Source organism: Oceanobacillus sp. J11TS1, assembly GCF_018333215.1.
GTDB lineage: Bacteria > Bacillota > Bacilli > Bacillales > Amphibacillaceae > Oceanobacillus.
In genome coordinates, this window is record NZ_BORO01000021.1 from 19,410 (window position 1) to 43,737 (window position 24,328).

Genomic DNA, 24,328 nt, shown 5'->3' on the forward strand with positions numbered 1-24,328 from the left:
GGAGGTGGAAAAATGAATCAATTATGTCCACGTTTTGAAAAAGCAATGGGATTATTAAGCACGCGTTGGGTTGGTCTCATCTTATTTGAGTTATTAAAAGGAGCTAAACGTTTTTCTGAGATGGAAGCAGATCTCCCAATTAGCGGACGCTTACTTTCAGACCGTTTAAAACTGTTAGAAAAAGAAGGCATTATACAGCGGAATATCTATTCAGAATTCCCAGTTCGTATTGAATATACACTATCTGAAAAAGGAAAAGCATTAGAACCCGTTATCAAGGATATTCAACAATGGGCAGAAGAGTATATAACGATGGATGACTTAAAAGATGTGGAATGAATTTTTTCATGTTTTACCTCTTTCGTTCACTCTCAATCTATGTAAATAAAGAACCTCAAACGTATTATTAAACTGTACCTGTTTTAAAACTGCAGTTCATATAAATAGACGGTACTTGTTTTTTAATACGTTTGAGACTATCTATCCCTTCATCATCTATTTTCCATTATCACTGCAATCCTTATCATTATTCTTTACGTTGTTATACTATATAATTCATCCAAAAAGCAAGGAGTGACAGCGCATGCGGGAACAACCAAATGGAAAGATTGCCACAGATGCCATAAAAGCTTGGCAACTCTCGGCACACTTATACGCCCTTATATCATTATTAATTACAATTGGTTCCATTGTCGTTTATAGCCTTTTTGATTTTCTGCCAATCTGGATTGTCTATACAATAGCTGGTCTTACAATATTAGAATGGCTTGTCACAGCATTTATCATTCCTAAATTAAGGTGGCGCAGATGGCGTTACCAAGTTTTTGATCAAGAAATTTATATTCAGCACGGTGTACTTATTGTCACGCGTACGATTGTACCCATGATACGTGTCCAGCACGTAGATACAGAGCAAGGACCAATTCTAAAAAAATATAAGTTATCTACCTTAAAAATATCAACCGCAGCTACCACACATCAAATCCCTGCTTTATCAGAAGAAGAAGCGTCCGATTTACGAGATCAAATTTCTGAATTAGCGAGGGTGGAACAAGATGATGTCTAAACCAAAACGATTACATCCCGCTGCAATGATATTTCATATTATCCAAACATTGAAACAATCTATCCTGGGCTTTTTACCGGTTGCTATTGCTTTCATCAGCAATGGTGGCTTATTTTATTTAATGATTGCGATTCCTATTGTGGTCGTATTGATTATTTTATTTAGTTTTTTATCATGGCTTCGTTTTACGTACCGATTGGAAGAAGATCAACTACGTATTGAGCGAGGCATATTCATCCGTAAAAAACGGACGATATCCAAGCACCGTATTCAATCGATTGATTTATCACAGAATATTATTCATCGAATTTTTGGATTAACCAAATTAGAAATTGAAACAGCCGGCAATGATTCTTCAACGGATGCAGGGTTGTCTGCGGTTACGATGGCAGATGGACAGATGCTGCACAACGAATTGAAGTATAAAAAACACGTTTCTGAGGCAGCGTCTGAAGAGTCATCCGAAGAGGTAAAAACAGAACCGGAAGAAAAGAATGAAGCCAACCTGCCTCAACGAAAGATAACCGTTAAAGCACTGTTGATTACTGGCTCTACATCAGCAAGTTTTGGTATTTTAATAGGTATTTTCGGTTTTGCTTTCTCTCAAGTAGAGACATTTATTCCTGACCGGTTTTATGATGAAACAGCTCGTTGGGTATTATCCCTCGGTCTGCAAATTATTATTATTCTATGCCTTATTGTTCTCCTATATTTATGGCTTTTAAGTATCCTGTATTCGGTTATTAAGGATTGGAATTTTACAATTACACGATATGAAAAAGAACTGTTTATTACAAGAGGATTATTGGAGAAAAAACAAACAACGATTCCATTAAAAAGAATACAAGCAGTAGGGATCAAGGAATCGCCTCTCCATCAATTATTTGGTTTTATAAGGGTTTATGTCGAAATTGCCAGCGGGGACACGAAGAATAATCAGGAAATGAACACGATTATTTTCCCGCTGTTGCGTAAGAAAGAATTTGGAGCCTTTTTGGCCACGTTCTTGCCAGAATATCACTATAGTGTGGGTAACTTGATTCGGCTCCCCAGAAAAGCATTGCCTTATTATTTATTTCGATCAATAGATTTGCTATTACTCGCTGTCATTGTTGTAGGAATCTTCTTTTCGCCTTATATCTGGATACCCGTTATCCTGATGATAATCACCGGTATCTACGGTTGGGCAGCATTTAAATCAGCAGGCTATGCAATTGATGAGCAGCAGATAACGGTTCAGACACGAAGATTTAGTAAGGATACCGTTTTTATTCCGCAACGTAGAATCCAAGCTTTGCAGCGAAAGCAACATATACTTCATCGGAAGCAATCCCTTGCTACGATTGATATGGCTATTTTAAACAAGGCATCTGGACGCCACTTTGTTATCAAGGAATTGCGCGTTACAGATAGCAATCAAATCGCAGACTGGTATTCTTCCCGGAAAGAATCCTAACCTAAATAAAAAATACCGATTAAAATCCATTGTATGAATTTTGGTCGGTATTTTTTGTGTTGTATTTATTTTATTTTTCAGTTCGATACACTGTCCCAAAGGTTTCTGCTAACTGTTTGGACTGTTTTCTTCTCTCTGCGCGCCGATTTGCACGGAGCGGTGCACTTTCATGAAGCATTTTTTCATCTTCTGTTTCTGGATAAACAGGCGGCACTTCAATTGGTTTACCATTTTCATCAATCGCGACAAAGGTCATAAACGCGGTTGTACATGCTGTTCTTTCCCCAGTTCGAATATCTTCGGTAATCGCCCGAATAAATACCTCCATGGATGTATGGTGTGTCCAAGTGACAAAAGCCTCTATCGAAATATAATGTCCAACCTTTACAGGGGCTAAGAAGTCCACGGAATCCGTTGACGCTGTTACAACATGATGATTTGCGTGCTTCACAGCTGCGATTCCAGCGATATCGTCAAGGTGCGCCATCAATTGCCCTCCAAATAATGTTCCATAATGATTCGTATCTGGTGGAAGTACGTGTGTTGTTTTCAATGCTAATGATGCAGAACAAGGTTTTGCCTTCATCTATATTTCCTCCTGCTATACTATTTTGTCTGTTTTCTTTCTATATTGAGGTTGCCAATAAACCCAGTAAAAAATACAAAATTCGATGTATTATTTCTTGTTGGGCTGTTCAAGCCTTCCTTATAATACGGGTGATATTAAACGAGAAACGGATTCCTTAAAGCGAATACCGATAGAACGTTTTTCATATAACTTTTTCGTCATTTGCGTCGAATGCTTTAAATCTTTATCAAACTCCGCGATTAGTCGGTTCACAACGTCAATATCATATAAGAATGCATTGACTTCAAAATTGAGACGGAAACTCCTTACGTCGATGTTTGCTGTGCCGACAGTAGCAATTTTGCCATCGACAATAATGGTTTTCGCATGTAAAAATCCATTCTGGTAAATAAAAATCTCCGCCCCAGCACCAAGTAAGTCTCCACAATAATACATTGTCGCCCAATAAACAAAGGGATGATCCGGTTTATTCGGAATCATAATCTTCACATCCACTCCAGATAACACTGCAATACGCAGCGCGTCACGCAGACTCTCATCTGGTATGAAATACGGTGTTTGAATATAGATATATTTCTCTGCTTCCATAACCATTTTCATATACCCATTTTTGATCTGCTCGTATTCAGAATCTGGGCCGCTCGAGACAATCTGCATGCCAATGTTGCCTCCAGAAATCGTTTGAAAATGTTCTTCTTCATATGAAATTTTTTGTTTGGAGGCTTGGTTCCAATCTAATACGAAGCGAGTTTGCATACTTTGTACGGCATCCCCGATCACTCGCAAATGGGTGTCACGCCAATACCCGAATTTCCGCTTCAATCCTAAATATTCGTCACCGACATTAAATCCGCCAATATAGCCGATTTCTCCATCAATGATGGTTAACTTTCGATGGTTCCTATAATTAATTTTAAAATTAATTATAAAGTTTGAAGGGAAAAATGATTCGACAAAAACGCCAGCTTCTCTCAGTCTCTTTATGTAGCTTCTCTTCAATGATCTCGAACCCATATCATCATATAAAACCCTGACACAAACCCCTTCTTTTGCCTTACTTATCAACGCATTGGCAAGCCGGCTCCCTAACCCATCACTTCGCATAATATAGTACTGCACATGAATATGATGCTTTGCCCGGTTAATATCTTCTAAGAGTGCCTCAAACTTTTCATGGCCATCCGTAAAAATATCTACGCCATTATTTTCTGTGTAAATGGCATTGTCATTACGAAGATGAAGATAGACTAAATCTTGATGGTTTTTTAAGTCACGATGATTTAATTGAAATGCATTATTCTCAATGGCATTAATTTGTTTTTGTACTGCTTTCTTTACATCCATCCGGCTTCGCTGATCCCATTTGAATATATGGCGATTGCTGATGGGACGTCCAAAAATTAAATATAGAATAAAACCTAAAATAGGAATAAACAGCAACACCATAACCCATGCCCAAGAAGAGGTAGGATCTTTTCGCTCTAGAAAGATAATGGATATAGCTAGTGCAATATTTATAACAAAAATTAATCCAATAATGATTGAGTAAATTCCCATGTATCCTGCTCCTATCCCTTCTTCTCCCGCAAAAGGTAGTTATGTACTTATGATAGCACAAAATGAAGATTCATTCCTTTTCTTGCACTTATCAAAACTGCGATTAGGTGGTCCTTAAAAAGGTAGATGTTGTACTCTGATGTCTCCCGCCTGGATAAAATTCCCCTTCAATCCAAAGGCGGGAGCGATGGAGCCGTTTCCTCCACAAAAATAGATTATTTTAAATGCTTCAATGCCTGGCTCAAATCCTCCCAAATATCCTGCCAAGCTTCAATTCCAACCGATAATCGAATCAAAGAATCTGTAATTCCCATTCTTTGGCGTTCTTCATACGGAATCACTGCATGCGTCATCGTAGCTGGATGCTGAATTAATGTTTCTGTATCACCAAGACTTACAGCAATATGGATAAACTGTAAATTATTGAGAAAGGCTTGTGCTTCTTCCTTCCCTCCATTTATCTCAAAAGAAAGTGTTCCACCGCCAGATTTCATTTGTTTTCTCATAATAGGGTATCCACTGGCATCCGGATCCCCCGGATAAAATACATGTTTAATCCCTGGATGCTGTTTTAGTTTTTCTGTAATTTGCAAGGCATTCTCAGCATGTTTATCCATTCGAAGCGGTAATGTCTTCATTCCGCGAACAACCAGCCAAGCATCGAATGGGGACAGGACACCCCCAATATCCTTCTGCGTCGTTGCTGCAATTTGTTCCATTAATTTTTTTCTTCCAGCTGCTATCCCTGCAATCACGTCGCCATGCCCGCTTAAATATTTTGTAGCACTATGCACCACAACATCAGCTCCTAATTCAATCGGACGTTGTAAGTAAGGCGTAGAAAATGTGTTGTCGACAACGACATAAATATCATGCTTCTTGGCAATCGTAATAACTAGCTCAAGATCAATTACTTCCATGGTCGGATTAATCGGCGTTTCAATGTAAAATACCTTTGTTTCTGGCCTGATTTTTTCTTCTATATTCTGTGCTTCCGTCATATCTACATAATCTGTTTGAATATTGTATTTCTCATCCATCATTGATAATAAACCAAAGGTGCAGCCATATAATCCAGACGAGCAAATAATGTGGTCATTTGCTTTAGTGAGGGCGATTAAAACTGCAGATATTGCAGCCATGCCAGATGCAAATGCCAGCCCCTTTTCTGCCTTTTCCAATGCTGCTAGCTTTTGTTCCAAAATTTGTACGGTAGGATTGCTTACACGAGTATAGACATGTCCTTCTTCTTCCCCTGCAAAGCGCGCTGCTCCTTGCTCCGCTGTATCAAAAGTAAAGGTAGATGTCTGAAAAATTGGCGGTGTTAAACTGCCAAGCAGTTCTTTCGAATCATACCCCTCATGAATCATTGCCGTTTCCATATGTTTAAACTTTTTATCCATTTATATTCTCTCCCATCCCGATAATATGAAACTTGATCCCAGCAGGTCTGCTTTTTAATACGCGAATCTAGCCTAAGTTAATCAGAAAATCTAGTGACCGTTTTCCCTTAATATATATGATGTTTTTCTATATCCAATAAGGGAAATTCAGACATGCATGCTTAAAGACAATTAATTTCTTCTGAGTCTCTCCCCTTATCATAAAGTATTCTTGCATCGTTGAAAATGTTTCCATTAAAAAATACCTGAATTTATGGAATTGATTCAATTTTTTCTACCGATATCCAATGCATTATTTAAAAAGTCATTGCTTCCTTTCAGATAAAGTTTTAATATTAGACTTAGTTTGATTTTTTCAGAAAGTAGGAATGAAAGATGGATAATAAACCTTTACAACAAGGAGCTATCATCACCTTTGTTGCTTATTTATTATGGGGGATATTCCCGATTTATTGGAAACTTCTCGATCATGTCCCAGCTGGTGAAGTACTTGCTCATCGGATTGTCTGGAGCCTGGTATTTATGATTTTCTTAGTACTTGTAACAGGTAGCTGGCGGCAATTCATAGAAACCATACATATGCTTAAAAAAGATAAAAAGAAAACAATTGCTATCATTACAGCTTCTATTATTATTTCAATAAATTGGTTTCTGTTTATTTTTTCTGTACAACACGGGCATGTGCTGCAAGCAAGTTTAGGGTATTATATCAATCCCTTGATCAGCATATTGCTAGGTATCTTTGTATTGAAGGAAAGGACAACAAAGGGGCAGATCTTATCCTTTATTCTTGCAGGAATCGGTGTACTTTATTTAACACTGAGTTATGGTGTATTCCCTTGGATTTCTCTTTTATTAGCAATGACTTTTGGCCTTTATGGACTCATCAAAAAAACCGTCAATCTCCATGCGATGTATGGACTCACCATTGAAACACTTGTCATTACACCAGTTGCCCTATTTTATTTAATATTTATCCCATCGGAAGGATCATTTACTTTTGCTCCCTTCTTCACCTCGGATAATCTCTTACTGATAGGCAGCGGCGTTGTTACAGCCGTTCCTTTACTGTTGTTTGCTGCAGGCGCCAAACGGATTCCGCTGGCAATGGTCGGATTTCTGCAATATGTCGCACCGACAATTATGTTCTTCTTAGGTGTATTCTTATATAATGAAACATTCACGGTACATCATATGATTACCTTTGCGCTTATCTGGGCAGCTCTTATTATTTATATGGCCAGTATTTATCGAGATACGCCACGTGCTAGAAGAAGGAATAAAGAACAAAAAGCATAACAGAATAGTTCTACCATAAAAAGACAATAGTCTTTATCGTTTTAACGACATGACTATTGTCTTTTTTATGAAGCATCTTGTTTTTCCTGCTTTCATTAATTATCTCTTTCCCATACTCTTTTTCCGTCCATTAAATATACTGAACTTGGTGGATCATCATAAAGTGAAATTTCAACTAATGAACTTTTTTCTTGTTTCAACCAGTTATATACCCTGCCTTCGTTAGTAGTAGGATGGGATGGGATAAAATATTATTTACTTGAAATGCAGTTGCATAATATTCTACGTACTCTGGATCGTCATCATCTAATCCATTGTCTGTCTCATAAAATGTGTCTGTTTTGCCTACAATTCTTAATCCACTGTTCCACTCTAATATGATTTCTACACCTTCATACTTTATTAATATAAGAAATAAAGAATCCGCATCCATAGACATCTTCCTTCCTACTTTATCCGGATGGTTTTGCTGGTGCTATATGAGCACCATCTTTCATGGTAGATCCTTCTTATTTTGATTTAACGAGATACGAAACCAGTTTACCACTGCTATTTCTTTAATTGTTGGTTAAATTAAATAATTACTTTTTCTTGTTTGCTTCCAGAATATTTATCAATTTCGCTTTGCCAAAGGTTGATTAAATCTTCATCAATTTCAATATTACTTCCAGATTCCTTCATATCATGAATCCTTTCTTCAATACTGCGAACAACAAATTTTTTACTTTTTACTTTCTGAATGAATTCTTCAAAATTGTCCCTAAGATGCTTATACAGACTTTTTTCGCAATCAAAAAAATGAATTTCTCCATTATTTTCTTTTCCGATTCCAATAACGATTATATTACCAAAGCTATCTGTTGCAATAGGTAAAAACTGCTTATCCAAGTGATTTTTCAAAAAGTCATTCTCCTTCAAAAATAAAAAATTATAATCTTTACTTGCATTCCCAAAACCAAAAAATGCTCTTATATCAGAAGAAACACCATTTATTTTAAAATTTGTTTTTGGTGTATTTCCACCATTATATTTCTTTAAAAATTCTTCATATTGTTGAGGTAGTGTTACTTTGTTCGCTTCTTTAAATTCTTTTATATTTTTCTCTACATCTTCATTGTTAAATTTAAATATTCTTAACATTATATGTTTCACCCATCCGTTACTTTTTACTTCAGGTTTATCCGAATACCATTTCCCTTTACCTGGCTCACCTTTCCATTAACCATTATTTTTTTGTAATCTTATTTTTAATTTAGATAGATTTGATAGAATTCCATCTCTGTTAATCTACTATTTTCTATTTTTTTGATACTTCTTCTTAAACAAGTTACAGGAATTTCCTGCCTGTTCTCCAATTTAAATACACCATTTTTTACTTTCCCCTCATAAATGGCATATTTTCGTAAATTATATATGATCCCAGCATTTTTAGTATTTATTTCGTGATAATCTGATTCTATTCTTCTAACGCAAAGCGCATCAAGGACTTTAAAATTTTTATTATTTCTCTATCCACTATAATGGGAGCATATCGTTTATTTAAGGTGCTAATGACCTTTTTCTTTGAAAATTAACCCGTTTACCTCTATTCATTTAAAAGAGTACTTTTTTGAAAGAATCCATCCATTTAATCCATATGAAGCGTGTATTTTATAGTAGTGATAACTATTATCTTTAATATAATTAATCAAATCCTCCACATCTTCATAATCTATCGGCCAAAAATAATCTTTTTCCTTCTCTAACAAATCTTTGTTTTCTATTGTAAATGAATCAACCTTTTCTTCAACTATATCTAATAGTACGCTATCAGGCAGTTGGTTTTCAAAATGAAAAGCCAAAAATTCTTCAAATATCATATTTAGTTGTTCCTCTTGTTCGGTTATTACTTTTATTTTAATTATTGAATTCTCGAAATCTATTTGGGAATTTAAAATTTTACTATCATGAATTTTACTCATCATTAATTCTCCTTATTCAGATACTTGTCTAGAGGGTTTTTTAAACCAATCCCACTTATGTCTATGAGGGAACACGTGAGTTCCATCAGGATTTAACAAATCAGCTGAAGAATTAGGTTCACCTTTCCCCGGCAAACTAGTTTTATTCTTCACTTCAATATGCTTTGGCATTTTTTGTCCTTGCTTTATAATTTCACCAAGTTCATCCGTCCCCCTACCAAGTGTAGAACCTTTCCTACTCCCTGAACTTGTAAAAAGTTTTATACCTTAGCTGTATTTCGCTCCCATTCATCCTGGCTCATAACTTCCGAATTGCTGAATGATTTTTGCTGCAAGGCACGTCCGCAATACTCTCTTATTAGGGCTTTTTCACTATCTACCGCTTAAACGGTTTGGTACAGAAGAAAAGCTGGATTGGCACCAAGCTGTCCAGCCTTTTCAATGTCATTAGAGGTCAAACTCTCTGGAAACCAAGATTAGTTTAATTATCTGAAAAACAAGATTGATTACTACCAGATTTTTAGCTCCACTTTATAATAATCAGTCCCTCCCTAGAGCTTTAGATTGATAACTAATTTAGCTGTTAATTTCTATCCATTTCATTACTTCTTTTTTATTACTTACCAAATAGGTAAAATCCATAATTGGAATAAGAATCCTGGTTTGCTCTTTACAAACGCCATTTTCCTCACTAATTCTATCTATTATTAAAACCGTATCTTTTGTGCTAGAAATCAAATATTGATTTCCTTCAAGAAACAAGCCTTTATATTGATTTCCTTCATATAATATATCTTTATATTTTTCTATTTTTTTCATATCATTGCTTTTAATAAAATCCAATGTTTCTTCCAAATTATCTTCATCAATTTCAGATAGAATAAAATCTTGTAGTTTGCTTATTTGCTTCCAGTTATATCTGCACAAAATTTTTTTAATAGAAAAACTACTATTCATAGTTTTAAGCCTCCTTTTATTTTGGAGCCGGTACCGGATAGGTTGTCCATACATTATTTAATTCATCATAGACAAGCTTTAAATAATTTTCTCCTTTGGATCTTATTACTTTTCCAGCATCAATTATTGCTGAAAATGATTTTTGACCTTGACTCCCTATTCCATTATCTGCAATTTTATAAACTTTCCCGTTTTTTATTACGTCTTGCACTATTTTATTTGCCTCTTCAGAAGTTGAAACATTAAATTTCCTAGAGCGTTTTGCAGTTGAATTTTTTAAGTGTTTATCTTTTATTTCGAAATCCTTAATATTAATATTTTTCAAGTTATTATTTCTGTTAGCTTGACTATGCCCGTTCCCCCCATCATTCACCTTTCTCCCTTTCCTAACCCCTGAACTTGTAAAAAGTTTTACACCATGCTTCGTCTTTGTTATCAACTGTATACCAGGTATCGGCACAAATGAAGAAGCTGCCCAAAGCTTATCTCCAAAGGAAGCATCTTCGTCAATTAGGGTATTTGCATCATCTAACCACCAAAAGTCTGCCGTTGCTTTAGCTGCATTCCACCCTATTTCTGCACCTTGTTTCCCTAAATCGAGTGCTTTATCTAAATATATGCTCATTCCTTTTTCTTCCTCTGGCTCTTCTATCCGTGCTTTTGGGATTGCCTCCACATATTCATATTGCTGTACTCCTGTACTCGTCGTATAAGACCTCACAATTCTTCCATCTTCCAGCGTCAGATATTCTCCATCCCACTCGCCTTTATAATCTTCTACAAACACTGTCTCGATAATAGTAGCCGTATTTCGCTCCCATTCATCTTGACTCAGGATTTCTGATCTGCTGGTTGATTTTTGCTGTAAGGCGCGTCCGCGATACTCTCTTGTCACTGCTTTTTCACTATCCACCTTTTGAACGGTTTGGTACAAAAGAAATACGGGATTGACACCAAGCATTATTTTAACAACATTCATTGGATGGACAAAGGAGAAGAAATAGTCTAAGAAATATTCTTTGGAAATAACCTTTTGGCTTAACCCTGCCAGCATCTCTTTATGGCTGTCAAGCTTGTTAATTTGATTCGGCTCATAGCTGCTTGGGATTAACTGATGATTGCTTGTCATGCTTGCGATATCCTGTATGTAGCTCTCCATCCGTTGCAGGTCTTCCTCGGTTGAGGTCAACTGTTCACTCGCATGGTCATCGAATGCATGAAGTTTTTCGGTAAGTCTGCCCGCCTTTTTGTCCAAATAATCGATTCCCCATTGAAATTCCTCATCGGATACGGTCGATACATCGACAATATCCATCACAGAACGAAGCTGTTCATTTGCGTCTGCTGTTAATTTTTCTGCTTTTTCACTAATCTAATGTAAATCTTCTCGGAGTGCTTCTTGTAAAAATGCTTCATCTAACAAAGCATGGTTTGATTCATCTAAGCTATACAGAAGTAATCTATATTATTCCTAGTTAAATACTTGACTTTTAACCCAAATAACTATATACTCTCTATAAATTTAAAATATTTAGCATAATCTCTTATCAAGAGTGGTGGAGGGAATGGGCCCTATGAAACCCGGCAACCTATAAACTTGGTGCTAAGTCCTACAGATGAATAGTCTGAAAGATAAGGGAGAGTTCTAAGTCGGTAACAAGAGCTCTCTTCTTTTGGAAGGGAGTTCTTTTTATAAAACAGGGGAGGAAATAAAATGTCAACTTATCCAGTGCAGAAAGACGAGACGATTTTATTACATGGAGGCCAGGTTCCAGATCCAACAACGGGCTCTCGTGCAGTACCTATTTATCAAACAACTTCTTATGTATTCCGTGACACAGAACATGCGCAAAATTTATTTGGGTTGGCAGAGCCGGGAAATATTTATACACGAATCATGAACCCAACTGTCGATACCTTTGAACAACGCATCGCACAACTAGAAGATGGCATCGGTGCTCTAGGCACGTCATCTGGAATGGCTGCTATTACATTAGCAATTCTAAATATCACTCGTGCCGGTGATGAAATTATTGCAGATAGCAATTTATATGGCGGTACGTACAATCTATTTGCAAATACCCTTCCACGTTATGGAATTAATGTAAAGTTTGTGGATGGTACGGATCCAAAAGCAATTGAATCTGCTATTACAGACAAGACAAAAGCCATTTTTGGTGAAATTATTACAAATCCGAGTCTATATGTTTTTGATGTTGAAACTGTTGCTGATATTGCGCATCAGCATGGCATCCCTTTAATTATTGATAATACTTTTGCTACACCTTATGTTGCCAAACCATTAACCTGGGGTGCTGATATCGTCGTTCACTCTGCTACAAAATGGATTGGCGGACATGGCACAACCATTGGCGGTGTTGTTGTAGATAGCGGAAGATTTGACTGGAACAATGAACGTTTTCCTGATTTTATAGAGCCAGATCAAAGCTATAATGGTTTAAAGTACGCAGATTTAGGTCCAGCAGCCTTTATTACAAAGTTGCGCGTCCAATTATTGCGTGATATCGGAGCTTCCCTTAGTCCTCATAGTGCCTTTTTATTATTGCAAGGATTAGAGACCTTACATTTACGCATCAAGCAACATAGTGAAAATGCGGAAAAGGTCGCCGCTTATCTAGAAGAGCATCCTGCAGTAGAGTGGGTGAACTATCCTGGACTCGCATCACATCCATCCCATCAGCTCGCTAAAAAGTATTTCAAAGGCGGATTTGGTTCCATTATTACATTTGGTATTGAAGGCGGACGTGATGCTGGACGAACGTTAATTGATCATGTAGCGCTTTGGTCTCATGTTGCTAACGTTGGTGATGCAAAATCACTGATTATCCATCCTGCTTCTACAACACATCAACAATTAACCGATGACGATCTAGCAAAAAGTGGCGTTACAGAAGAATTGGTTCGCCTATCTGTTGGGTTGGAAGCATTTGATGATGTTATCGCTGATTTGAACCAAGCGATTCATAAAGCAACAGGAAAATCATATGGCAACCAAAAGTCTGCAGAAGAAATTGCTGTAGAAAATTTACTGCAATCCCCTTTTGATCGCAGTAATGGTATCCGTAAAAAACGCATCGTAACGGTTGGAGTCGCTGAAACGGATGCAGCCCCTTTATATAAATTAGGCTATGAGGTTATCTCTGTAGCAGATACAGAGGAACTTACTCCACAAACATTAACAGGAGCAGATGCCGTTTGGTTACAAGAGGGAAAAACTGCGCCAGAAGAAAATACAGCTTATCAAGGAACGATTTTATTTACGAACTCAAGCTCAGAAATAACATCTGACGTATTTATCCTTTCCAATATTCAACCAGCACAGTTTGCGCTTGAACTGCGCAATTCTCAGCAATAACATGTGAAATTGACATCTCCCTACCCGTCTTTCTTCAATACATTGTTTTACGTTTTAATGTAAAGAAGGACGGGTATAATTATGTTATACTAACATTTAGTTACGTCTTCTACCTTAAAAATTAGAAGACGTTTTTCATTTAAACATGGTTTATTATTTCTATTCCTTGAGTAAACTAAGATTAGAACGACAACGTATAGGTAAACTATTAAATTTCTATCGTTTTTGAGTCAACATCAAAATCAATGGTTGGGTATATGAATAAATATGGTAATGAAAACTAGCTAGCGGAGAAAAAATACGGAGACTCCTGTGGGAAAGCGCAGTGTGAAGACCCCGCAGAAAAAGTGGTCTTCTTTTTCGAGGAGGCTGAGGACAAGCCCACGGAAAGCGTAGTGTTTTTTCGTAGCGGTAGCTATTTATCAAATTTAATTTGTCTACCTAAATTGTGGTGAAGAGCCTAGTTTTTTAAAATGAATTTTCCACATTAAAAAAATTCCTTTGCTAAGCTTAGGCAATTTTATTTGATCGAACATAAACTAGAAGAAAAGAACACGTAGGTGTGAACATGAAGATGACGAAAAAGAAATGGCTTATTCTCGTCAGTTCCATTCTTATTATAACCATAGCTGTTTTCACGATTTTACAGCTGCCCTATTTTCAATTAAGTTCCGAACAACGGGAAAGAGAAGAAGCTTTAAGAGAACAAATTATCCCTGAACCGGCGAAAGAGGAAAAAGAAGAGACGGAAGAATCAAGTGAGGATGTCATGGGAGATGTGGATGAGCAGGAAAGTGAGTCAATAGTGATCGATGAATCACTGCAACATTCATTTGAATTTGCAGCAGAAGAAAATATTGATATCGTAGCGCTTGGCGATTCACTAACTCAAGGCGTTGGGGATGATACGAATCAAGGCGGCTATGTGGGCATCTTAGATAGAACACTCCAAGTACTTGATACAAATATTCACTTTGATAATTTTGGAAAACGCGGAAACCGCTCTGATCAGCTGCTTCACCGCCTGGATAAGGATCCAGAACTTATAAAAGCTGTGGAAGAAGCTGATATTATTCTCATTACTATTGGTGCCAATGATATTATGCGCGTATTAAAGGAAAACATTATGGATTTAGATATTAGTCATTTTAATGAAGAACAGGTTCACTATGAGGAAAGATTAAGTCACATATTCGATAAAATTCGTGCACTAAATTCGGATGCCTCTATTTATCTATTAGGTGTATTTAATCCTTTTAAAAATTATTTTGAAGATATTCCAGAACTAAATATGATTATTCAGGATTGGAACGCTGCAAGCAGGGAAATTGTCAACCAGGATGAGAACAGTACTTTTGTACCGATTGAAGATTTATTTGATGATACGGCGGCAAACTTATTTTCAGATGATAATTTCCACCCTAATTATGATGGATATTATTTAATTGCTGAACGAATTCTGGAATACTTTAATTAAGTTGGGATGGAAATGCAATGAGAGTAAAGAACCGACAAATAAAAATTAATAATAAATGGAAGGCAGGATTTCTTGGCCTCCTTCTCTTTAACGGAGTTGTCTTACTCCTTCTGCTTGTTCTTATTTTTTGGCCAGTTTCTAAAAATGAGTTCCCGCAGCAAACAGCCATCGATGAACAGGCAAGCTCTGAGTTTTACATTCAAACAACGAAGCAAAACTTAAATAATTTAATCAATGCTTATATTGAAAAACTGCTTGAGGGAACAGATCATCACTACCGTATTTTGCTTGAAGATGATGTGCATTTAATGGGCGAACTGCCTGTTTTTTCATCTACGGTTCCTCTTTCTGTCCGTCTTGAACCAATTGAACAGGCAAATGGCGATCTTATTTTGCAGCAAAAATCTATTTCCATTGGACTTTTAGAACTGCCAAATAAGAAAATCATGGAATACATGGACCGCTTTTTACCAATGCCCGAATGGGTAACAATTGACCCTGACAGCCAAGAAATATACGTAGCTGTTACCGATATGGAACTCCAGGGAAACTTCGATGTTTCTGTACAGCACATGGACTTAGAAGCAAATAATATCACCCTGAAACTGGTCGTCCCTTATAAAACGCTCGGTATTCAAGATTTCTCCAAAGATGCGATGAAAAGTTTATTTAAATAGAAAAAAGTGTAGAGCTTCTATTATACGAAGCTTACACTTTTTTAGGTTTTTATCCTGGTTTAAGATAATTTTGTTAACTTCCTCTATAGATTAGAAATATAAGATAATGATGGCTGTTCAGTCGATGGTAAGGAATCTATAGCGGTATTTTTATAATGTAACAACACCCCTTTATAAACAAGTTCTAAATTAGGAGCGCTGCGAATATCCTCCGGTGTTGTAAAACAAGGATCTTTGGTTAAGGATAGACTCGATACATGTTGTAAAATTGTAGCAACAAACTGCGAACAGAAAAAGGCTGCCCGACGTGTAATTTTTATTTTCATCATAACTCCAAATAGTCCAATAAAATTATAACGGTACTTATCTTTCTCTATTTCTATATTTTGAATCAAAGAACAGATACATTCATATTCTTTTTCGGTCACTTGAAGCGCATAAATTTCACAGGTAGAACGATTTAAATACGCTGAAAAAATGTCTTCTTTTACAAAGCCACCGATAAATGGATTATTAGGCTGTTTTCTCCCAAAGCTATAAACTTCTTTTAATTCTCTATCTAAAGCAATAGAAACATGGTTTAAAGGCTCTTTTGTATACAGATGAATCAATCGTGAAAGATAGCTGCCTGTATCCGTAAACAGCAAATAAACCGTCCTGCTTTTCATCTGCTTTTTCCCCCTCTTTGGACATAACTCTTTTTATTAATATATACAAAAGTTTTCTAATATACAATAGCTGAACCAAAAATAGAAATAATCACGTCAGAATCGTAAAAATACGTTCTATCCATATAAGTTGCAAAAAATTCTACCCAATCTTTCATTGCTATATATTGTATTTACGAATAAATCCACATAAAGTTTCACTGTTTTTTAATTTCTCGCATCAGTTTTCTTCCTTGTCATTCTTGTTCCTCGTCTTAAATAGGAGTGAACAAAGCATATCGCTTCTTTTTTGTTTATTAGTATATGAAAAACATCTAAAAAAGCATCCTACATATGTGGAGAGGCATTTAAATTTATCAGCGTTCCTCTATTTCTTAAGGCTCAGAGAACATAATTTTATTTCGCTTTACACCTATCTTTATCTTATACATTTCTCTGTCCCTTCATAAGGAGCCAGCGCCATATTTCCAGCTAAGCCTTCAGGTCTATTTCTCTTTTCTTTTATAACGATTCAAATCTACATTAATTTCATTAATACAGCCATCTTATCTTGCATTGTTGCCCTAAATAACGTAAGCTTACCTTGAGGTGTAACTGTTCGTAACACTGCCGCTTCAAAACAGAAAAATGCTGTTCAGGCAGGAGATCAGGTCAGCTAACATGCAGTGGAAGTAGGATAAGCTCATCCACTGGATGAAGTTTCATTTAATGGAGGCAATTAAAAATGTTAACAGTAACGAATGTTAGTTTACGATATGGTGATAAAAAGCTCTTTGAAGATGTCAATTTAAAATTTACGCCCGGCAACTGCTATGGCGTTATCGGGGCAAATGGTGCAGGAAAATCCACTTTCTTAAAAATTCTATCCGGCGAAATTGAGCCGCAATCTGGGAATGTGTCCCTTACACCTGGACAGCGTTTAGCTGTGTTAAAGCAGGATCACTATGCTTATGAAGAACATCCTGTTTTAGAAACAGTATTAATGGGACATGAGCGTCTGTACCAAGTGAAACAGGAAAAAGATGCAATTTATATGAAAGCGGACTTTGGCGAGGAAGACGGAATTCGCGCCGCTGAACTTGAAGGTGAATTTGCGGAAATGAATGGTTGGGAAGCAGAGTCTGATGCAGCAGTGCTTCTAAAAGGACTTGGCGTAGATGAATCCCTTCACGATTTGAAAATGGCTGACATTCCTGAAGAACAAAAAGTTAAAGTCTTACTAGCTCAAGCATTGTTTGGCAGTCCAGATATTCTTCTTCTTGATGAGCCGACCAACGGATTGGACATTCAAGCAATCCAATGGCTGGAAGAATTTCTAATCCAATTTGAAAATACCGTTATCGTTGTATCCCACGATCGTCACTTTTTAAATAAAGTATGTACCCAAATTGCCGATGTGGATTACGGAAAAATTCAACTGTATGTAGGTAACTATGATTTCTGGTATGAATCCAGCCAGCTTGCATCTCGTATGGCACAAGATGCGAATAAGAAAAAAGAAGAGAAAATCAAAGAGTTAAAAGACTTTATCGCCCGTTTTAGTGCAAATGCATCCAAATCCAAGCAGGCAACTTCACGTAAAAAAATGCTCGATAATATTACACTAGATGATATTAAGCCGTCATCTAGAAAGTATCCTTATATCGCCTTTACGCCAGAGCGAGAAATTGGAAATGATTTATTGCAAGTGAAGGATTTATCAAAATCCATTAATGGTGTAAAAGTATTAGATAAGGTGAATTTCACTTTAAATCCAAATGATAAAGTGGCGTTAGTAGGTAAAGATGATATTGCCAACACTACTTTATTGCAAATTATCTCTGGTGAAATGGAACCCGATGAAGGTTCTTATAAATGGGGAATTACCACTTCCCAATCCTATTTCCCGAAAGATAATTCCGAGTTCTTTGATGGCTCTGACTTGACGCTAGTGGACTGGTTACGTCAATTCTCACCAGAAGATGAAACAGAAACCTTCTTACGTGGATTCCTAGGAAGAATGCTATTCTCTGGAGAAGAAGCGAAGAAAAAAGCAAATGTCCTTTCGGGTGGAGAAAAAGTACGCTGTATGCTTTCTAAAATGATGTTATCTAAGGCAAACGTGCTTATTTTAGATGAGCCGACCAACCACCTTGATCTTGAATCGATTCAATCTCTAAATAATGGCTTAGAGAATTTCAAAGGTTCTATCATCTTTACATCCCATGACCATGAATTTATCAACAGTATTGCTAATCGCATCATGGAAATTACGCCGAATGGCATTGTCGATAAAGAAATGTCTTATGATGAATATGTTCAGGATAAAAAGTTGCAAAAACAAGTAAAAGAAATGTATACAACTGCATAACTAAGTTGTTTATAAAAATAAAGGGTCCGGTAATTTAATTTATCGGATCCTTTTTCGGCTCTTTACCAATATCTAGGGTTGACAAATTAATTTCCATCAAAAAACCATAAGAAATCCATCGGTTAAGATTGATTTCTTATGGTTCACCTGATTCTTTATGAACTTGTTCTCTTGATTTTCTCACGGATTTTTTTCAGCATATCAACCGTCATACGATCAATATCATATTCCGCTTCAAAACCCCATTCTTCTTTCGCGGCATCTGCATTAATTGAATTCGGCCAGCTTTCCGCAATTGCTTGTCTGACTGGATCCACTTGATAATCGATTTTAAAATCAGGAACCTGCTTGCGAATCGCTTCCACAAATTGCTCCGGCGCAGCAGACATTGCCGTAATATTGAACGCGTTACGATGTTTTAATTGATGAGGGTCTGCCTCCATCAGTTTAATAATCGCATTTAATGCATCCGGCATATACATCATATCCATATACGTACCTTGCGCAATATAGGAAGTATACGCCCCTTTTCGAATGGCCTCATAATAAATTTCTACTGCATAGTCTGTTGTTCCGCCACCAGGAGGCGTAACATATGAAATTAAACCGGGAAACCGTACTCCTCTAGTATCTACTCCGAATCTAGAATAATAGTAATCACAGAGAAGCTCTCCCGCAACTTTATTAACACCATACATCGTTGTTGGGCGCTGTAAAGTATCCTGCGGGGTATTATCTCTTGGTGTACTTGGCCCAAAGGCACCAATAGAGCTAGGTGTAAAGAATTTTAAATTTAATTCCTTAGCTGCTTCTAATGCGTTAACCAATCCACCCATATTAATCTCCCAGGCTACTTTCGGAAAAGCTTCTGCCTTCGCGGATAATAGAGCCGCTAAATGAATAATCGTATCTACATTATATTTTTTAGCAGCCTCGTAGATTTCTTTTTCTTTTGTCACATCAATCTCTTCAAATATTCCCGATGGATTTTCAGGACTTCGGATATCAGAAGCAATCACATTATCTTCCCCGTAGGTACCACGAAGCTTATCCGTTAACTCTGAACCGATTTGTCCTAATGCACCAGTCACTAATATTTTTTTCATCTCGGATAACTCCTCTTACTTTTTTAAATAAGTTTCATTTCTTTACCGATTTTTTCATAGATACCGATTGCACGATCTAACATTTCTTTTGTATGTGCTGCTGTAGGCATATTACGTACACGCCCAGTCCCTCTTGGCACAGTTGGAAATACAATCGCTTTGGCATATACCCCTTCTTCATATAGTCTCTTACTAAAGGTTTGCGCCTGCTTCTCATCTCCGATAATACAAGGCGTAATTGGGGTCTCACTCTCTCCGATATCAAATCCTAAATCTTTTAATCCCTTTTTCAGGTACTTTCCATTCTCCCAAAGCTTCTCGTTAAGCTCAGTGCTCTCCATCAACATTTCAATCGCTTTTGTACTTGCTACTGCGTCTGCTGGAGATACTGCTGTTGAAAACAAGAATGGGCGAGAACGAACTTTCAGCCAATCAATGAGTGATTGTTTCCCTGCAACATAACCGCCGATGACACCAATCGCCTTCGAGAGCGTACCCATTTGGAAATCGACTTTATCCTGTAATCCAAAATGTTTTACTGTACCTGCACCAGCGCCAGTTACGCCAGAGCCATGTGCATCATCTACATATGTTATTAAATCAAATTCCTCAGCAATATCGATTATTTCAGGTAATTTCGCAATGTCACCGTCCATTGAGAATACGCCATCGGTAATGACCATAATTTTATTGTATTTGCCTGATTCTACGGCTTCTTTTGCTTTTGCCCGTAAATCATCCATATCTGAATGCGCGAATGGAATAATTTTTGCTTTTGATAAGCGACAGCCATCAATAATAGAGGCATGATTTAAAGCGTCTGATAAAATAGCATCATTTTTATCCATGACGGCTGAAATAGCTGCCATATTACAATTGAATCCGGATTGATAGGCAATGGCTGCCTCTGTCCCTTTAAATGCAGCAATTCGCTTTTCCAATTCCATATGTATATCAAGGGTTCCGTTAATTGTACGTACCGCTCCAGCTCCGACACCGTGGGAATCAATTGCTTGTTTCGCCGCTGCCTTTAACTGTGGATGGGTAGCTAGTCCTAGATAGTTATTGGAAGAAAGATTGATTAACTTTTTCCCTTCAATTGTAATTTCCGGACCATTTGCGCCTTCCACTGTATCAATTTCGTTATATAGACCGTTTACCTTTAAATCAGCAATATTGGATTCTAAAAATTGATCTAAATTCTGGCTTGTCATACTTATCATCCTTCCTTAAACAGTAATTATCGTAATCCCTTACAAGTATAACATAGAAGTAATCCGACCCAGCTATTCACAGAATTAGCGAATATGTATGAAAATTAATGTTTTCCTACTAGCCAAGATACATACATTATCCTATACTTAGATAGGTTAATATTTTTTAAGAAACAAAATGGAGGGTTGAAAAGAAACATGCGAAAGGTTCTACTTACCTTGTTCATTTGTGTTATTGCGGCAGTTGGTGCATTAGGTTATTCAAGTGCACACAACGATAGTAATGAAGAAATTGAACAAACCCCAGCATCAACAACGACAGAATTTCAGACCGAGATGGAACAATTAGGCGATCGTTAATTATAGATAGATAAAAGCAATGAATTATGCCAAAGATATAATTTATGTAAAAATACATTTGCTAGAGAAAGCTTTTTAAGCGTCATGCTTCTTATTAAAGATAGTATGGCGCCTTCTTTTATATTATGCGCTTCTATTTCTGTTTATCCGCACATAAAAAATAGCTTAAGAGTTTCATAGGACTCTTAAGCTATTTTTTATTTATTTTATATAGAAGCGTTATTCAACGATTGTAACGTTAACTTGTTGTCTTCCAAAGCTTAGCGCTTCATCTTGGCTTGGTACATGAAGATCAATTTTGTTACCATTGATTGCACCGCCAGTATCAGCAGCTGTTGCATAACCATAACCTTCTACGTAAACTTTGCTTCCTAATGGAATAACATTTGGATCTACAGCAATCACTTTTGCATTTGGATCTGCATTTAGATCTACCCCTGTTGCAGTAACTCCAGAGCATCCATTACAACCTGCTGTATAAGCAGTTGCTTCTACAGAAATTGTTTTCCCTTGTGGAGCATCACTGGAAGACTGTTCTTTTGGTTCAGAAGCAGATGCTTCGTTATTTGAAGTTTGTTCTACCGTAACTTCTTCTTGTGCAGGTTCACTTTCCTCTTCAACTGGAGCACTTTCTTGTACAGGTTCTTCAGCTGGCTCTACTACTTCCTCTTGTGGAGCTGTTTGTTGAGCTGGTTCTGCAGCCGCCTCTTCCACATTTGCTCCATCTATTGCTAATTTATCGTCAACTACAATGATATCAGATGAAAGATCATTCCATTGTTTAATGTCACTGACAGTTACTCCAAACTTTTGAGCAATACTAGAAAGCGTGTCGCCTTTTTCTACTGTATATAATGTATTTTCATTGGGTTCGCTAGATTTACTGATATATATTATATCTTTTGGATGAATAACCGTTGTTTTTAAATTATTTATGTCAAGTAAGTTTTGTACGCTAGTGTCATATTGATCGGCAATCTTCCATAAGCTTTCTCCTGATTCGACCTTGTGTTCTGTTGTTTCAGCGGAAACTGTTGTTGCAGCTGTACCAGTAATAATAATTCCAGCAGATAATGCTGCTACGAGTTTTCTCATCTGATAACCTCCTTTGTTTTTTCACAATCACTATCCTATCACAGGTGTGCATGGAATACAGTTACAGGACAATTAAGTGTGAATTACAATGATTACATATAACTGGATTACTATTACATTTGTAACACTTTTGTTATAGTACGGCGGAAAAAGCCATGTTATATGACAAACCCGAGTCAGACAGCCCCTCTTGTAATAATAAAAAAAAGAGCTCTCTATCACAGAGAACCCTCATCAAATGCTTGCGAGTATTTAATTGCTGCTAAAAAAGTTTGCAATGGAACGGAAAATATCACTAAGGAAGTTCGCTACTTTCTCCCAAAATCCTTTGTCTAATCCTAAATCCTCTGCCTTTTCGACAAGGTTATTTGTAATCCCCTCTAACTGTTCTTTCATCGCCCCAAAATCAATTTCTAAATCCTTCATTCGATTTACTAAGTCAATAAGCATTTGGCGGTCAGCATCATTCAGCTGAATTTCTAGTTTATTTAGCTGCTCGTTAACTATTTGTTCTACTTCTTCACGTGTAACTGGATTTTGCTCAGCGATCATTTTCTTTATTTCTGTTAAAAGTGTGCTGACATCTTCATCACTAACATTATCATTGTCAGCTAAATCTGTTGCTACCTCTAACTCATCACTTGCTAATTCCATTCGATCTTTATCTAATTCTACCCCTTCTACATCATAAGCTTTATATATTCCTGTTAATGCAGAATGCCCAGATACTTTTACAGGAGATACAACATCCACTGTTACGTTTTCTGCTCCAGCTGTTAAGAGCGCATTCATGTACATTTCGCTTGTTACTTCCGTTATATTTTCTGGTGTTAAGATATTTACGTCCAGTCCGCTGCCACTAGATTCCAACGTGATTTTTGCGGAAGAGTACATATTTGAATTTGGATTTCCATTTATAAAATCAGCATAATCTTGTCCGGTTACATCGTGTTCTTCATAAGCATCATCTTCTGAGATACCTAGCATCTTCTTAACTTCTGCACGTTGACTATCATTCAGCTTTTCCCCATAAATAATCGTTGTGTTAGAAGCTGCTGAAACTGGCAGTAAGATACCAAAAAATAATATTAGACTTAGCGCACCGTATTTCAACATGAATACTACCTTTTTATTCATTTTGTTTTACTCCTTTTTTCTGTAAGAGCTGTCTTGTCTTACATTTGATATTTGTTCTTAAGCAACTATCGTCATCTATTATACCTCGAAGAAAAAATGTTTACATGTTTTTAAACGATTAATTTATGTCGCTTGTTTTAAAAGAAGGATGAAAAAAGTTGCCATACCAATCAACTTTCCCTCCAATTTATTCCTGACATTTACCTGGCGGCTTCCATAAAATACACTTTTTCTACGCTGTTAAAATAATTTCTTTCATTGAGCAGAAAACTTTTCATTTCGTTCGTGTTTGTGTATATTTAGATTAGCGAAATAAATTATAAATGGATTTGGCAAAATTTCTGTTATTCCCTTATTAACAAGTATGGGGATGTAACGGGGACTCGTGGTGTAACAGAATTACGGAAGTTAAACGGACGGCTGCAAATTATTATTTTGGGAAGGTATGGGTCAATAGCACTTATGCCTTTTTCATATGTCTAAGACGTTTAGACATCATGAATAAATTGTACGTTAATCTGCAGTAGTAAATAGCTAGAAAGAAGGTTTGAAATTTATCGATAAACATTTAGGAGTAAAA

At 36.7% G+C, this 24,328-nt stretch carries 21 protein-coding genes, 1 pseudogene and 1 riboswitch; of the genes and pseudogenes, 9 read left to right on the top strand and 13 right to left on the bottom strand.

What is annotated here, in order from left to right:
• The first annotated feature begins 12 nt into the window (after positions 1–12).
• The 3 genes from KI343_RS14660 (at position 13) to KI343_RS14670 (ending at position 2,522) form a co-directional block, all read left to right on the top strand.
• Positions 13–339 (top strand): winged helix-turn-helix transcriptional regulator, encoded by a 327-nt coding sequence (locus KI343_RS14660; protein WP_212927168.1) that lies wholly within the window; start codon positions 13–15, stop codon positions 337–339.
• A 244-nt stretch (positions 340–583) separates the two neighbouring features.
• On the top strand, positions 584–1,066 hold the full coding sequence (locus KI343_RS14665; RefSeq protein WP_212927169.1) for a PH domain-containing protein: 483 nt from the start codon (positions 584–586) through the stop codon (positions 1,064–1,066).
• On the top strand, positions 1,056–2,522 hold the full coding sequence (locus KI343_RS14670) for a PH domain-containing protein (RefSeq protein WP_212927170.1): 1,467 nt from the start codon (positions 1,056–1,058) through the stop codon (positions 2,520–2,522). Before KI343_RS14665 ends, KI343_RS14670 begins: the two co-directional genes overlap by 11 nt.
• Before the next feature lie 70 nt (positions 2,523–2,592).
• On the opposite strand, the gene KI343_RS14675 is transcribed toward KI343_RS14670, so the two are convergent.
• The 3 genes from KI343_RS14675 to megL all read right to left on the bottom strand — a co-directional run bounded on the left by KI343_RS14675 (position 2,593) and on the right by megL (position 6,071).
• Entirely contained in the window at positions 2,593–3,108 is a 516-nt protein-coding gene (locus KI343_RS14675; protein WP_212927171.1) for an acyl-CoA thioesterase, read from the bottom strand.
• Positions 3,109–3,228: 120 nt separating this feature from the next.
• A complete protein-coding gene (gene cls / locus KI343_RS14680; RefSeq protein WP_212927172.1) occupies positions 3,229–4,668 on the bottom strand; it encodes a cardiolipin synthase in 1,440 nt (479 codons plus the stop codon).
• A 215-nt stretch (positions 4,669–4,883) separates the two neighbouring features.
• Positions 4,884–6,071 carry a methionine gamma-lyase gene (gene megL, locus KI343_RS14685; protein WP_212927173.1) on the bottom strand — a complete coding sequence of 396 codons (1,188 nt, stop codon included), beginning with the start codon at positions 6,069–6,071 and terminating at the stop codon, positions 4,884–4,886.
• A gap of 375 nt (positions 6,072–6,446) precedes the next feature.
• On the opposite strand from megL, the gene rarD reads away from it, so the two are divergent.
• Positions 6,447–7,370 carry an EamA family transporter RarD gene (gene rarD, locus KI343_RS14690; RefSeq protein WP_212927174.1) on the top strand — a complete coding sequence of 308 codons (924 nt, stop codon included), beginning with the start codon at positions 6,447–6,449 and terminating at the stop codon, positions 7,368–7,370.
• Between the two features lie 95 nt (positions 7,371–7,465).
• Here rarD and KI343_RS14695 read toward each other — a convergent pair.
• From KI343_RS14695 to KI343_RS14715, 5 genes and pseudogenes are all read right to left on the bottom strand, one after another.
• Positions 7,466–7,803, bottom strand: a pseudogene (locus KI343_RS14695) (hypothetical protein).
• 140 nt (positions 7,804–7,943) lie between these two features.
• Positions 7,944–8,510: an SMI1/KNR4 family protein gene (locus KI343_RS14700; RefSeq protein WP_212927175.1), complete on the bottom strand. Its 567-nt coding sequence runs from the start codon at positions 8,508–8,510 to the stop codon at positions 7,944–7,946.
• A gap of 449 nt (positions 8,511–8,959) precedes the next feature.
• A complete protein-coding gene (locus KI343_RS14705) occupies positions 8,960–9,331 on the bottom strand; it encodes a hypothetical protein (RefSeq protein WP_212927176.1) in 372 nt (123 codons plus the stop codon).
• Between the two features lie 576 nt (positions 9,332–9,907).
• Positions 9,908–10,288 (bottom strand): hypothetical protein, encoded by a 381-nt coding sequence (locus KI343_RS14710; protein ID WP_212927177.1) that lies wholly within the window; start codon positions 10,286–10,288, stop codon positions 9,908–9,910.
• 16 nt (positions 10,289–10,304) lie between these two features.
• Positions 10,305–11,660, bottom strand: a complete 1,356-nt coding sequence (locus KI343_RS14715) for a T7SS effector LXG polymorphic toxin (RefSeq protein ID WP_212927203.1) — start codon at positions 11,658–11,660, stop codon at positions 10,305–10,307.
• A gap of 169 nt (positions 11,661–11,829) precedes the next feature.
• Positions 11,830–11,927, top strand: a riboswitch (SAM riboswitch).
• Between the two features lie 75 nt (positions 11,928–12,002).
• Here KI343_RS14715 and KI343_RS14720 point away from each other — a divergent pair.
• From KI343_RS14720 to KI343_RS14730, 3 genes are all read left to right on the top strand, one after another.
• Positions 12,003–13,664 carry an O-acetylhomoserine aminocarboxypropyltransferase/cysteine synthase family protein gene (locus KI343_RS14720; RefSeq protein ID WP_212927178.1) on the top strand — a complete coding sequence of 554 codons (1,662 nt, stop codon included), beginning with the start codon at positions 12,003–12,005 and terminating at the stop codon, positions 13,662–13,664.
• 574 nt (positions 13,665–14,238) lie between these two features.
• The gene (locus tag KI343_RS14725) at positions 14,239–15,141 is read left to right on the top strand and encodes an SGNH/GDSL hydrolase family protein (RefSeq protein WP_244856975.1); all 903 of its coding nucleotides are present in this window, start codon (positions 14,239–14,241) and stop codon (positions 15,139–15,141) included.
• 17 nt (positions 15,142–15,158) lie between these two features.
• Positions 15,159–15,818: a YpmS family protein gene (locus KI343_RS14730; RefSeq protein WP_212927180.1), complete on the top strand. Its 660-nt coding sequence runs from the start codon at positions 15,159–15,161 to the stop codon at positions 15,816–15,818.
• A gap of 83 nt (positions 15,819–15,901) precedes the next feature.
• On the opposite strand, the gene KI343_RS14735 is transcribed toward KI343_RS14730, so the two are convergent.
• The gene (locus KI343_RS14735; RefSeq protein ID WP_212927181.1) at positions 15,902–16,486 is read right to left on the bottom strand and encodes a hypothetical protein; all 585 of its coding nucleotides are present in this window, start codon (positions 16,484–16,486) and stop codon (positions 15,902–15,904) included.
• A 724-nt stretch (positions 16,487–17,210) separates the two neighbouring features.
• Between KI343_RS14735 and KI343_RS14740 the strand changes: the two genes are divergently transcribed.
• On the top strand, positions 17,211–18,836 hold the full coding sequence (locus KI343_RS14740) for an ABC-F family ATP-binding cassette domain-containing protein (RefSeq protein ID WP_212927182.1): 1,626 nt from the start codon (positions 17,211–17,213) through the stop codon (positions 18,834–18,836).
• A gap of 155 nt (positions 18,837–18,991) precedes the next feature.
• On the opposite strand, the gene KI343_RS14745 is transcribed toward KI343_RS14740, so the two are convergent.
• Positions 18,992–19,942: an L-threonine 3-dehydrogenase gene (locus tag KI343_RS14745; protein WP_212927183.1), complete on the bottom strand. Its 951-nt coding sequence runs from the start codon at positions 19,940–19,942 to the stop codon at positions 18,992–18,994.
• Positions 19,943–19,965: 23 nt separating this feature from the next.
• On the bottom strand, positions 19,966–21,156 hold the full coding sequence (locus KI343_RS14750) for a glycine C-acetyltransferase (protein WP_212927184.1): 1,191 nt from the start codon (positions 21,154–21,156) through the stop codon (positions 19,966–19,968).
• A gap of 198 nt (positions 21,157–21,354) precedes the next feature.
• Here KI343_RS14750 and KI343_RS14755 point away from each other — a divergent pair, with 198 nt between their 5' ends.
• Positions 21,355–21,516, top strand: a complete 162-nt coding sequence (locus KI343_RS14755; RefSeq protein ID WP_212927185.1) for a hypothetical protein — start codon at positions 21,355–21,357, stop codon at positions 21,514–21,516.
• 219 nt (positions 21,517–21,735) lie between these two features.
• On the opposite strand, the gene KI343_RS14760 is transcribed toward KI343_RS14755, so the two are convergent.
• Positions 21,736–22,611 carry a 3D domain-containing protein gene (locus KI343_RS14760; RefSeq protein ID WP_212927186.1) on the bottom strand — a complete coding sequence of 292 codons (876 nt, stop codon included), beginning with the start codon at positions 22,609–22,611 and terminating at the stop codon, positions 21,736–21,738.
• A 252-nt stretch (positions 22,612–22,863) separates the two neighbouring features.
• Positions 22,864–23,748 (bottom strand): DUF1002 domain-containing protein, encoded by an 885-nt coding sequence (locus KI343_RS14765; protein ID WP_212927187.1) that lies wholly within the window; start codon positions 23,746–23,748, stop codon positions 22,864–22,866.
• Between the last annotated feature and the right edge of the window lie 580 nt (positions 23,749–24,328).